The 11,944-nt window shown below is 58.7% G+C and carries 14 protein-coding genes; 8 read left to right on the top strand and 6 right to left on the bottom strand.

Going from position 1 to position 11,944, the window contains the following annotated elements; all coding sequences use genetic code 11:
- The 6 genes from EOM25_09195 to EOM25_09170 all read left to right on the top strand — a co-directional run.
- Window positions 1-505, top strand: a 505-nt coding sequence (locus EOM25_09195) for a uroporphyrinogen-III synthase (GenBank protein NCC25358.1), incomplete at its 5' end; no start/stop codon positions are given.
- Between the two features lie 13 nt (window positions 506-518).
- A complete protein-coding gene (locus EOM25_09190; GenBank protein NCC25357.1) occupies window positions 519-1,193 on the top strand; it encodes a phosphoribosylglycinamide formyltransferase in 675 nt (224 codons plus the stop codon).
- A 51-nt stretch (window positions 1,194-1,244) separates the two neighbouring features.
- Window positions 1,245-1,793, top strand: a complete 549-nt coding sequence (gene amrA / locus EOM25_09185; protein ID NCC25356.1) for an AmmeMemoRadiSam system protein A — start codon at window positions 1,245-1,247, stop codon at window positions 1,791-1,793.
- A gap of 10 nt (window positions 1,794-1,803) precedes the next feature.
- Window positions 1,804-2,475 (top strand): YggS family pyridoxal phosphate-dependent enzyme, encoded by a 672-nt coding sequence (locus EOM25_09180; protein ID NCC25355.1) that lies wholly within the window; start codon window positions 1,804-1,806, stop codon window positions 2,473-2,475.
- Window positions 2,463-3,179 carry an HAD family hydrolase gene (locus EOM25_09175; GenBank protein NCC25354.1) on the top strand — a complete coding sequence of 239 codons (717 nt, stop codon included), beginning with the start codon at window positions 2,463-2,465 and terminating at the stop codon, window positions 3,177-3,179. Before EOM25_09180 ends, EOM25_09175 begins: the two co-directional genes overlap by 13 nt.
- The gene (locus EOM25_09170; GenBank protein NCC25353.1) at window positions 3,176-3,832 is read left to right on the top strand and encodes a nicotinate-nicotinamide nucleotide adenylyltransferase; all 657 of its coding nucleotides are present in this window, start codon (window positions 3,176-3,178) and stop codon (window positions 3,830-3,832) included. The genes EOM25_09175 and EOM25_09170 overlap by 4 nt, the downstream gene beginning before the upstream one ends.
- A gap of 15 nt (window positions 3,833-3,847) precedes the next feature.
- On the opposite strand, the gene EOM25_09165 is transcribed toward EOM25_09170, so the two are convergent.
- From EOM25_09165 to EOM25_09155, 3 genes are read right to left on the bottom strand one after another with little or no spacing between them, the layout of a single operon-like run.
- Window positions 3,848-5,212, bottom strand: coding sequence for a sigma-54-dependent Fis family transcriptional regulator (locus tag EOM25_09165; GenBank protein ID NCC25352.1), 1,365 nt, complete (start codon window positions 5,210-5,212; stop codon window positions 3,848-3,850).
- Between the two features lie 23 nt (window positions 5,213-5,235).
- Window positions 5,236-7,455, bottom strand: a complete 2,220-nt coding sequence (locus EOM25_09160; GenBank protein ID NCC25351.1) for a PAS domain S-box protein — start codon at window positions 7,453-7,455, stop codon at window positions 5,236-5,238.
- Window positions 7,456-7,466: 11 nt separating this feature from the next.
- On the bottom strand, window positions 7,467-8,030 hold the full coding sequence (locus EOM25_09155) for a DUF4390 domain-containing protein (GenBank protein NCC25350.1): 564 nt from the start codon (window positions 8,028-8,030) through the stop codon (window positions 7,467-7,469).
- Window positions 8,031-8,138: 108 nt separating this feature from the next.
- Between EOM25_09155 and EOM25_09150 the strand changes: the two genes are divergently transcribed.
- Both EOM25_09150 and EOM25_09145 read left to right on the top strand, forming a co-directional pair.
- Window positions 8,139-8,621, top strand: coding sequence for a 23S rRNA (pseudouridine(1915)-N(3))-methyltransferase RlmH (locus EOM25_09150; protein ID NCC25349.1), 483 nt, complete (start codon window positions 8,139-8,141; stop codon window positions 8,619-8,621).
- Window positions 8,622-8,710: 89 nt separating this feature from the next.
- Window positions 8,711-9,928: a twitching motility protein PilT gene (locus EOM25_09145; GenBank protein NCC25348.1), complete on the top strand. Its 1,218-nt coding sequence runs from the start codon at window positions 8,711-8,713 to the stop codon at window positions 9,926-9,928.
- Between the two features lie 19 nt (window positions 9,929-9,947).
- Here the strand turns inward: EOM25_09145 and EOM25_09140 are convergent, their stop codons facing one another.
- From EOM25_09140 to EOM25_09130, 3 genes are read right to left on the bottom strand one after another with little or no spacing between them, the layout of a single operon-like run.
- On the bottom strand, window positions 9,948-10,943 hold the full coding sequence (locus EOM25_09140; GenBank protein ID NCC25347.1) for a chromosome partitioning protein ParA: 996 nt from the start codon (window positions 10,941-10,943) through the stop codon (window positions 9,948-9,950).
- Entirely contained in the window at window positions 10,943-11,344 is a 402-nt protein-coding gene (locus EOM25_09135; GenBank protein NCC25346.1) for a hypothetical protein, read from the bottom strand. Before EOM25_09135 ends, EOM25_09140 begins: the two co-directional genes overlap by 1 nt.
- Window positions 11,345-11,373: 29 nt before the next feature.
- Window positions 11,374-11,793 (bottom strand): PilZ domain-containing protein, encoded by a 420-nt coding sequence (locus EOM25_09130; protein NCC25345.1) that lies wholly within the window; start codon window positions 11,791-11,793, stop codon window positions 11,374-11,376.
- Between the last annotated feature and the right edge of the window lie 151 nt (window positions 11,794-11,944).

Below are 11,944 nucleotides of genomic sequence, written 5' to 3'. Positions count from 1 at the left end.
AAACAAGATAGCGGCCATCGGTCCGGCCACGGCCGATGAACTTCGCCAGCGGGGCATAGAGCCCGACTTTGTCCCGCCAAAATATGTGGCCGAGTCCATCGTTGATGGTCTGCTGGCCCGGGGCGCTGCCGGAGCCAGGATCCTCATTCCCAGGGCGGCCAAGGCCAGGGAGGTGCTGCCCGATGAGCTGGCCCGGGCTGGGTCCAGGGTCCACGTGCTGCCGGTCTATGAAACGGTCCTGGCCGAGGGGGAACTCGAGACCCTCCGTGAGTGGCTGGCCGACGGCAGGGTCCATTGCGTGACCTTCACCAGTTCCTCCACGGTGGAGAATTTCTTCGCCCTGATGCCACCGGACGAACTGGCTCCCTATCGGGATACGATCCGTCTGGCCTGCATCGGCCCGGTCACGGCCGAGACCCTGCGGTCATTCGGCCTGGAAGCGGATATCATGCCCGACGAATACACCATTCCGGCCCTGGCCCGGGCACTCAACGGCCGGATATGAACGAGGAGGAACCATGGCCCTGCCTCTGGCGATTCTGATTTCCGGGAGCGGATCCAATCTCCAGTCCATTATCGACGCCATCGAGGCCGGGCGTCTCAATGCCAAGATCAAGATCGTCATCAGCAACGTGGCCGACGCCTACGGTATCGAGCGGGCGAGAAATCATGGCCTGTTCTGCAAGGTCATGCGGCACACTGACTTTTCGTCCCGCGAAGGGTACGACAAGGCCCTGGCCGAAGAAATACGGGCTGTTGGGGCTGAAATCGTGATTCTGGCCGGGTTCATGCGCATTCTGTCAAGCGCGTTCATCGAGGCCTTCCGGAATCGGATTCTGAATATCCACCCAGCCATCCTTCCGAGTTTCGCCGGGTTGCACGCCCAGGCCCAGCAGGCCGATTTCGGAGTCCGTCTGGCCGGATGCACGGTCCATTTCGTGGACGAGAAGATGGATCATGGGCCGATCATCATCCAGGCCGTGGTTCCGGCCTTTCCGGACGACGATGCCGATACTCTCGGCAAACGTATCCTGGCCTGGGAGCACCGCATCTATCCCCAGGCCATCCAATGGCTGGCAGAAGGTCGGCTGGAGACCAAGGGGCGCAAGGTCATCCTCGGCCAAGGGACAGCTTCTCCTGCGGTCTTGGAGGACAGGGTTCTCATCAACCCTCCTCTGGAAGAGGGGTTTTGAAGCGTTTTCCGGGTTGATTCGATCAGACACGTTTTGGCATGAGGAGAGGCCATGGAAGAAGCAGGATTTGTCTCGACCGGTGATCGGGCCTATCTCAAGGCCTTGGTTTTTTTTGTCATCAGTCGGAAGATGGGTCTGAAGGCCAACGAGCCGCTTCGACCCGAGTCCGAGATGCTGACCAGGAAGCTGGGGGCTTTCGTAACCCTCAAGACCCGCGGGAATTTGCGGGGCTGCATCGGCAGCGTGATCGGCGATCATCCTCTGGAAGACACCATCAGGCGGATGGCCGCGGCCGCGGCGTTCGAGGATCCTCGTTTCCAGCCGCTCGAGGCCAGGGAATTGTCCGATCTGGAAATCGAGATTTCGGTCCTCGGACCCCTGGAACTCGTCCCGGATCCCAATAAAGTGGTTCCCGGGCGGGACGGGTTGCTCGTTTCCCGACATGGCCGTTCCGGACTCCTGCTGCCACAGGTGGCTACCGAGTGGGGATGGGACCGGGAGCAATTTCTGTCCCACACCTGTCGCAAGGCATCCCTCCCAGCCGAGGCCTGGAAAGATCCGGAAACTCAGATCTATCGGTTTCAGGCCGAAGTTTTTTGAGGACCGGGGCATGAGCATCGCCGAACGTTACCAGACCCTCAGGGAAAATGTTCCGGAACATGTCCGCATCGTCCTGGCCTGCAAGACTCGCAGCCTGACCGAGGTTCGGGAAGTGGTTGAGGCCGGGGCCCTGGACATTGCCTACAATTATGTTCAGGAGGCCGAGACGGTCTTTGCCGGGCTTGAAAGTCTGTCTGCCGGGGTTCGTTGGCACATGATTGGACATCTGCAGAAGAACAAGATCAACAAGGCCGTTCCCATCTTCGACATGTACCAGACTCTCGATTCCCTGGAAACGGCCAGGGCACTGAACAATCGGCTCGAAAGGTTTCGGGATCGGGTGGACGTGCTCATGGAGGTCAACTCCGGCCGTGAAGCGGGCAAGGCGGGGCTGGTTCCGGAGTATGGTCCGGTGGCCGAGTTCGCAGCCGGATTGGCCGAATTGCCGCGACTGTGTTTCAGGGGATTAATGACAATGGGGCCCTGGTCTGACGACGCCGAGGACATGCGCCCGGCCTTCAAGGTCACCGCCGAGCTATTCGAGTGTCTCGTTCGCGATGGACACGAAATAGACACCCTGTCCATGGGTATGTCCGATTCCTACATGGTGGCCATTGAAGAAGGGGCGACCATGATTCGGGTTGGCACAACCATTTTCGGGCCTCGGCCATGCCGGCTCTGACGCCTGTGTCGGGGCTCACGGCCATGGTTTTCGATTTCGACGGAACCCTCGGCCGGGTCGACATCGATTTCGATCTCATGCGTCGCCGGGTGGCGACCATCGCTTCCTGGTTTCTCGATCCGGCCCCGACGCCTGACGGACAACCGATTCTGGAATGGATGGACGAGCTGGCCGAGTTGATCTCGGTCAGGCTGGGAAAGTCCGAGGCCCGGGAATTCCACAGTCGGGCTAGGCTGGCGGTCATGGCCCAGGAGCTCGACGCGGCCGGACAAGGAAGTCTCTTTCCGGAGGTTCCGGGCCTTTTGCGGATGCTTGGCGCGCGAGGCGTGGCCCTGGGTATCGTGACTAGAAACACCTCGGCCGCGGTCCGATTGGTTTTTCCCGACTATGAAGAGTATGGAATCGTCCTCGTTCCCAGGGAGGAGGCAGTCCGGGTCAAACCCGATCCGAGGCATATCGTCCAGGCCCTGGAGCTCATGGGAGGGCACGAGCCCGGACAGGCCCTGATGGTCGGCGACCATCCCATGGACATCATGGCCGGAAAAAGGGCTGGGACCCTGACGGCCGGCGTCTATGCCTTCAACGACAACAGAGAGGCCCTTGAGCGGACCGGACCGGATTTTTTGGCCCCCGATTGCCGAAGTCTGATCGATATTCTTGAGGGCCAGGGCCTGGCCGCGGCCCCGGGAGCCGACCCGGAGTGAAGATCGGCATTCTCGGAGGATCCTTCAATCCGGTCCATGTCGGACATCTTCGTCTGGGAATCGAGGCCCTGGAGAATCTCGGCTTGGACAGGCTCGAATTTATCCCCTGCTTCCATCCGCCTCACAAGTCAGCTCTCCATCTCCTTCCCTTTTCCCTGCGTCTTAACCTGCTCAAGACCAGCATCGCCGGACTGGGACAAACCGGGGTGAATCCGGTGGAGTCACTTTTGCCGATTCCTTCGTACACTTGGCAGACCCTCGAGCGTTTGGCCGAAAGCGGAGCCAGCCAGGAGCGATGGTTCATCATGGGCATGAAGGATTTCGAGATCTTCGACCAATGGAGCCGACGAAGGCGGATCGAGGAATTGACCCACCTAGCCGTGGCCGGTCAGGCCAAGGGCGACCGTAACAGGTTTCAGGCCTTGGCCGAAAGGTTTTGGCCCGAGGGGGTTTTCTCGGATCCAAATCGGATGGTCCTTCCCTGCGGGTCAGAAGTCGTCTTGTATTTCATCCCCCGCCTGGAGATCGATTCGACCCTTGTTCGGCGACGCTGGTTGGAGGGGAAATCGATTCGTCACTTGGTTACGGATTCCTGCTTCGATTTGTTGCGGGAGAACCGCCGGACCGTCACGGAGATCTGGGGCCGGGAGTAAAGTTCGACCCTGGCTTCAGGCGGTCACGCCCAAGGTCTTGAGCTTGCGATGGAGGTGGCTCCGTTCCAGGCCGATGGCCTCGGCTAGTTTGGAGACGTTTCCCCCACATTCGGCCAGCCTGGTTTTTAGAAACCAGGCCTCGAACTCCTGGCGGGCGTCCTTGAAATCGGCAGGAAGGCCGGGAGGAAAGGACGACTCCAGGCCCAGGCCTGAATCGGTGAACTCCGAGGGGAGCATGTCCGGACCGATTTCGAGGCCAGGGTACATGATGAAGACCCGTTCGACAAAATTCTTGAGTTCCCTGACGTTGCCCGGCCAGGAATAGCCCGTTAGGATCCGGATGGATTCCGGAGTGAAGCGGATGGGCTTGAAATTATGTTCCCGACACATGAAGACAATGAATTCCTCCAGAAGAACAGGGAGATCCTCGGCCCGCTCCCGGAGAGGCGGGACGTGGATGGGAAAGACCCGGAGCCGGTAGTAGAGATCTTGTCGGAACCTGCCGCCCTGGATCTCATCCTCAAGGTTCTTGTTGGTGGCGGCCACGACTCGGACGTCGACCCGCAAGGGCCTGGTACCCCCGATCCGTTCGAAGGTCTGTTCCTGGAGGATGCGCAGGATTTTGGCCTGGGTCTTGAGACTCATGTCGCCGATTTCGTCCAGGAAGAGGGTGCCCCCGTGGGCCTTTTCGAACCGCCCCTTGCGGGATGCCGAGGCCCCGGTAAAGGAACCCTTTTCGTGTCCGAAGAGTTCCGACTCAATGAGTTCCTCGGGAATGGCTGCGCAGTTCACGGCCACCAGAGGCTGCTCCTTGCGTCGACTCTGGGCGTGGATGGATCTGGCCACGATCTCCTTGCCCGTACCGTTTTCCCCGGAGATGAGGACCCATGCCTCGGTGGGGGCCACTTGAGCCACGAGTTCCCGGAGTCGGGCAACTGCCGGGGAGCGGCCTCCGATTTCCTGAACGTGGGAGGTAGTCATCCTTTTTTTGAGATCGATGTTTTCGGCCTTGAGCCTCCCAAATTCCAGGGCCTTCTGGACCGAGACAACAATTTTTTCCAGGGACAAAGGCTTTTCGATGAAATCGTGGGCCCCTTTCTTGATGGCCGTGACCGCGGTCTCGATGTTGCCGTGGCCGGAGATCATGATCACCGGCAGGTCGGGGAGTCTGAGGTGGAGAAAGTCCAGGACCTCCAGGCCGTCCTGCCCTGGGAGCCAGATGTCAAGCAGGACAAGATCGGGTGACTGTTCCAGAGCCAGGCGGCTTCCTTCCTCGCCGGTGGCGGCCTCAATGACCTCGAAGCCCTCGTCTTCGAGGATGCCCCGCAGGGACAGGCGGATGTCCTGTTCGTCGTCGATGATTAGTACGAGTGCGTGCATGGTCTTTCCGGCGTTTGGGGTCTTCAGGCCTGCCCGGTTGACGATTCATCGAACCGGCCAAGGGGCAGAAAAATTTCAAAACAGGTGCCCTTTTTTGGGTGGGCCTTGACCCGGATATTCCCCCGATGGTCGTCGATCACCGATTTGACGATGGTCAGGCCCAAACCGGTCCCCCCCCGTTTCCGGGAGTAGTAGGGCTCGAACATGCGGGAGCGTTCCTCCTTGGTCAGTCCGGGCCCGTTGTCCTGGATGGTGATGACCGCTGATTTGCGTTCCGGGTCCATGCCCAGGTCGATGTGAACGGCTCCGTCCTCTCGACTTTCGAGAATTTCGGCCGCGTTGAGAAGCAGATTCATCAGGGCCCGCCGCATGGCCTCCAGATCGAAGGCGAAAATGAGAGCGTCCCGGCTGCAGCTTAATTCCCAGGTGATGTGCCGATGGCTGTGCTGGAAGACCGACAGAATTTCCCGGGCCAGGGGGAGAAGATCGTTGGGCCGGGGAAGGATTTCCGGAATTCTGGCAAAGGATGAGAATTCGGTGACCATGGCCCGCAGGTGCTCGGCCTGGCGGATGATGAGGCTCGTACATTCGGCAAAGGCCGGATCCTCGATCAGTGGTCCGAATTTTCGTTCCAGGCGCTGGGCCGAGAGTTTGATGGGCGTCAGAGGGTTCTTGATCTCATGGGCGATGCGCCGGGCCACCTCCTTCCAGGCGTTTAAGCGCTGCATTTTTTCCAGTTCCGTGATGTCCTCGAAGACGGCCACGATGCCGTTGCGTCGACCGTCACCGGTTCGCAGGACAACGGCGTTGACCAGAATTTTGATCGTTTTCCCGGACACCGAGAGTTCGAGCTGTCTCTGCCATTGATGCGAGGGGTTCGTGTTTAGGTGATTCAGAACATCCCTGATCAGATCGGTCCCAATTTCGGGAACGATCTCCAGCGGAGATCGGCCGACGACCACGTTGGCATCGATGCCGAGCATGACTTCGGCGGCCCGGTTGACGGTGCCGACCATGCCCCGTTCATCGACGGAGATGACTCCGGCGGCGATGTTGTTCAGAACTGCCCGCATGTAGTCTTCCCGTCTTTCGAGTTCGGCGTTTTGTCGGGCTAGGCGGGTGTTGGCCTCGGTCAGGCTTCGCTGGCCGCTTTCCAGATCCTCGGCCATTCTGTTAAAGGATTGGACCAGGACTCCGAGTTCGTCCGTGGACTTGTCCTCCAACCGGACTCCGAGATCTCCTCTGGCTATCCTCTGGGTACCGGCGGCTAGGGCCTGGACCGGGGCCGAGATTTCTTTTGCCAGACGGAAGCCGAACCAGGTGGCCCCGAGAAGGATGAGCAAGGTCATGACCCCGAGAATGAGGTAGAGGGTCAGCTTCAGTGGGGTCATCAAGGTCTTCAGTTGCCGATATTCGTTGATGCCTTGCTCGATCTGCTCCAGACGGTGCATGAGGCCTCCGCCGATGGTGTCCCCGAGGACGATGTATCCCTGGCCCTTTCGGTCGAGGGGCAGGATGCCGACGACAAAATCCATGGCATCCCCGGGCCAGACCATGGACCAGAAGGTGGCCAGATCTCTGTCCTCGCGGCTGAAGGCGGTCTTGATGTTCGTCCAGGACTCGGACCATTCGGGTGCGGCGTACCATTCGATCTCATTGCGTTCCCCGTCCATGAGGCCGACCATTGATAGTCCATGTTCCCGGGCCTTGGCGGCCAGGACCAGACCTGCATCGTCTGACTTGACCCTGGACAACTCATCCCGGACAGCCCCGGCCTGGACGCCCAGTCGCTGGCGGGCGTCCTGAAAGAAGGATTGGCCGACGACCAGGGCCTGTTCCATGGTCTTGTCGACCTGGTTTTTGAACCAGTAATCCACTGAGGTCTGGACGAACTGAAGGGCGATGAGGAACATGAGGGTCGTCGGGAGGATGGACAAAAAGAGAAAGATGAGGACCAGGCGGGTTCTCAGCCTCGCGCCAAGGACCTTGCGGCGTCTTTCGAGAACCAGTTTGACCACGTTCCGTAGAACGAGGAAGAGGACGAGGAGCAGGAGGATCAGGTTGATGTTGAACAGGGCCAGGAAGAGGTAGGAGTCGACTCCGAGGAATTTGAGTTCGACCCAGCTCAGGATGCCGATGACGGCGGATCCGGCCAAAGCGAGCCAGGTTTCGCGCTGTCGCTTTTTGCGTTCTCTGGTGTCGGTTCCCCCGACGACGATGGGGTGGGGCGGTTCAGAGGACATGGTCATCCAGGTTATGGAGCCTGAAATTCCCGCTCAGCACGATCACCCGGGACAATGTCCCAGGATTTGAATAGGAAAGGAACCTGCATCCAGGAGGGAAGGTCTCGACGTTTCAGGGTGACTTCCAAGGCAAATCGGTAGTTCTTCCCGGATTCGAGAGGCTCGGCAGGATCGAGGGTGAGATAGAGCCTTTCGAGGAGACGGCCCATATGGGCTTCGAAGTCTTCCTCGGGCATGATTTCGTCCTGGCCGTTGCTAATGACCACATCCTGGATCAGGGTGTTTTTCCGGAAGTTGATGGCCAAGGAGGATTCGGCCATTTCCCTGGCCCATTTGAGGGGGCGTATTTCCGACAATGTGGCCTTGCAGGAGATTTGCAGCTGTGCACCGTCATCCATGGTCGTCCTGATTGGAGTCATGTTCCGTATTTTGACTCCGAAAGTGGCCTGAAGCGGGATCGTTTCAGTATCCAGTGAGAAGTCCGTTATAAGCAGGCCGGCGGAGTCTTGGGATGCGAGGGATGAAAGAGGTGTTGCCAAGGCGAGAAGGAGAAAGAACAGGGGTCTTAAGGTCATGGAGAAGATGCCTGTCGTTGACGGTTGTGGAAAAGGATGAACTTAGACCAAGCCTTCACGCTTGACAACCGAAAGTCCGGGGGTGACCCTGCGAACGGGACGGGATACATGGAACGGATCAGAACCCTTTGCGTCGGCCGGATGAAGTCCGGATTTTGCAGGGAGGGGTGCGCCCACTATCGGCAAAGACTTTCCCGGCTCTATTCGGTTCGGGAAATGGAAGTAGCGGACAGCCGTCCCGGGAGCGAGGCGGTCCGGGTGGAAGAAGAAGGGAAGAGCCTTCTGGCCAGGGTCAGGGGGGACTGTCTGGTCGTTTGCATGGACGAGGGAGGAGCGGCCTGGTCTACGACTGAATTCGCCTCCCGATTGAGGGCTTGGGTGGAGATTCCGTCAAGGATTCCATGCTTTGTTCTGGGTGGAGCCTTTGGCCTGTCCCGTAACGTGCTGGAGGTGGCCCACGTCGTTTTGAGCCTGGGGCCCATGACCCTGCCTCATGAGCTGGCCAGACTCGTGCTCTATGAGCAGCTCTATCGGGCCGCGACCATTAACTGGAACAGACCCTACCACCATGCCGGGAGGCGGGAGGGGTGATCTGGCAATCGATACCGGGGCGGTACGGTCTGCCCTATGTTCCATTAACAAGAGAAGGCCTTTGAAGCCGATGTCGGAGATACCAGGGGATGCGTCAGCGATTTGAGAATCTTGTTCGGATTTGTCTCAAAGAGGGGGCTTCTGATCTCCATTTGACCGGAGGACATCCGGTCGTGGTCAGGATCAGGGGGCGGGTCGGATTTAAACGTGACATGGTTCTGCAGCCGCGGGAGATCGACGCCTTGGTGGCCGCACTTTTGGCCCCTCATCATGTGGAGAGTCTGCGGAAACAGAAATCGGCCGACCTCTCCCTGAGCGTGGCCGGGTGCAGGCTTCGCCTGAACGTGTTCGTGACCTTTCGGGGATTGAGTTTGGCCGTTCGTTTTCTTCCGGGGCAGATTCCAAGTCTGGAGCTTCTCAACCTTCATCCGACCCTGAACGAATTCTGCCGGATGCCGTCGGGCCTGGTCCTACTTTGCGGTTCCACCGGAAGCGGCAAGACTACGACCATCGCGGCCATGCTGAACGCTATTAACGAAACTCGTTCTGCACACGTGATCACTCTCGAGGATCCCATCGAGTTCCGTTTTGACTCGAAGATTTCCTTTTTCGAACAGAGGGAGCTCGGTACCCATCTGCCTTCTTTCGAGCGGGGTCTGGAGGACGTCCTCAGGGAGGCGCCGGACGTCATTTTCGTCGGCGAGCTCCGTGATCCCCAGACCATGAGGCTGACCTTGAATGCCGCGGCCTCGGGCCATCTAGTTTTCGCCACGCTTCACGCCAGCGATCCCGAAGAGGCCCTGCATCGGCTGTTCAACTCCTTTCCCCTGGAATCGCAAAGTTATATCCGGAACCATGTGGCCGCATGTCTGAAGGGACTCATCGTCCAGCAGATCATTTTCAATCCCAGGCTGGGATTCAGCATCCCGGAACTCTGCATCATGCACGTCACCGGCGCGGTCAAGAACGCCATTCGCGACAACCGGCTGGGACAGTTGGACAATATTATCGAAACCGGGCGGGAAAAGGGAATGTTCTCGTTTGGCAGGTACCGGCAGGAATTCTTGGATGCCAAGAGGAATTTCAATCCCCCAGGGGAGATCTTTCGGGCCACGGTCCAGAACGGTGCCGACGAGGAGTATGTTTCACCTTTGCTGGGGCTCCGTCAGCAAGCATTCCGCGAACTCGAGTCCGAAGAGGCATGGAGTATGGGCGGGGCCGTGATCGGGGCCACGCCGATGGACCAGAACGTGGACGACTACATCCGGCAGTTGACCAGTACGCGCGCAAACGGTCAGGACGTGTGAGCGGCGCCTTTGGTTCGGGTCAGCGGAAGAGTTTCGGATTCCCTGTGATCTTGCGAATCAAATCCCGATAGTCCTCGGCCCCGTGAGAACCCGGGGCGAATTCGTAGATGGTCTTGCCGTAGGCCGGGGCCTCGGAGAGGCGAACATTGTAACGTATGGGAGTGCACACGTAGTCGCCGTAGACCTCCTTAAGCTTGGCCAGGATGTTTTCCGGATGCTTGACCCGCTTGTCCATGAAGGTGGGCAGGATATATTTGAGATCGACCTCCTTCCGGTATTTCCGGATGGAGGCGATGCTCTTCAGAAACTGGATCAGGCCTTGGAGAGACATGACTTCCAGGGAAACCGGCACCAGAACCTCTTCGACGTAAAAGAGGACGTTGACTGTCAGGGGATCCCATCCAGGCGAGGTGTCGATGACGATGTAGTCGTATTCGGTTTCCAGGGATTCGAGGGTTTCGGCCAGGGTCATCTCTCCGCCGAAGTCCTTTCGATCAATGAGACGCTTGATGCCGGCCAGAGATTTTCCTCCGGATAGGAGCCAGAGATTGTCCCTGGCCTTGAAGATAGTGTCATCTGCGGGCAATTCCTGGGTGACCAGCTCGGTCAGTCCGGCCTTGGGCTTGACTCCGAGCATGTAGCTGACCTGGCCTTGGGTGTCCGTGTCCACCAGGAGAACCTTGGATCCGGAAAGGGCCAGGCCGGCGGCCAGATTGACGGCGGTGGTCGTTTTGCCTACCCCGCCTTTGCTCAGGGAAACGCCTATCTTACGGGCCCTGACTTGTTTTTCCCCCTGTGAGCTCCCGTCTGAAGAGGGAGAAGGGGCGGCTGTGGACTTTTCCAGGGGCACAGGTTGCACGACGTTTTCCAGCTTCGGTCCCGGTTCTGTCCTGTCCATCCTGGGCAGGGCGAAGCGGTGGCCGCAGGCCTTGCACTTGGCCACGGTGGCCCGGGCCGGAATCTTGCTGTCGTCGATGTTGTGCGCTTTCTGGCAATTGGGGCAGACGATGACCATCACTCATTCTCCTGATCGCTTTGCAGAAGCTCTCGGGCAAGGGCGCTGTCGTTTTTCTTGGCGACGAATTCAGTTAGGACCTGACGCAGGGCCAGATCGACGATGGATGACTTGGTCATCCTGGCTTTGAGTTCCCGAGGGGCCATGCGTTTGAGTCGACGCTTGGCCTTGTCCAGCTCTTTGTCCACCTCTTTGGATATATAGTGGGTGGTCTTTTTTTTCCTGGACCGTTTCCTTGGGGTGTGGACTTCGTCCACATGGACATCGATTTCGGGGTCCCCCTCGGTTGGGTTTGGTCGGGGAGCGAAAAGACTCTCCAGGATGTCGGCTTCCCGGCTGTAGGTCTCCTGCGCGTCTCCGAACAGTTCTCCAAGAATATCACGTCGAGAGGGTGTGGTCATACCAGAGAAGCCTGGATCATGTTTGTGATCTATGACCGCTCAAGATATTCTTGTCGACGAAGTCCGACAAGGGCCCGGTATTGTCTCAGCATATCATTTTTTCCCGAGTCGATCATGATGCCGCAGACCAGGACGTTTTCCTCGGGTCGATCAGCGGACGTTCTCAGTCCGATGTGGGATAGACGGCCTTGAAGATCGATCGTTACTCCCTCCAGATTCAGGCGGATCTCGTGGGCAGTGCCCACAGGGCCCGGTGAACCCTCGAAGACGACAAGGCTCAGGCCTCCCTCGCTAATGTCCTGAAGTTCGCAGGACAAACCTTTTACCTGTGCCTGATCGCGTTGCCGGTCGAGTATGGGAACCCTGAAATCTCGTCTGGTGACTTCCAGCCATTCGACGCCGATTTCTTGATCCTTTTCAATGGGTTCTGGATTTTTTTTGTCTCGCATCGGATGCTCTCCGCCTAGTGATATATCGTGCTGAGGGACCCGGCCGGGGCCGTCGGTTGAGGATGGACGGTAACGTGTTGTCAGGTATTCCCGGACATTCGGGCAAAGGACGAAAATCCGCGACAGTCGAGGTAGTTACATACTTCGGGTC

The sequence above is a fragment of the Deltaproteobacteria bacterium genome, from assembly GCA_009929795.1.
Lineage (GTDB): Bacteria > Desulfobacterota > Desulfovibrionia > Desulfovibrionales > Desulfomicrobiaceae > RZZR01.
This window is presented reverse-complemented; position numbering and strand designations above follow the sequence as displayed.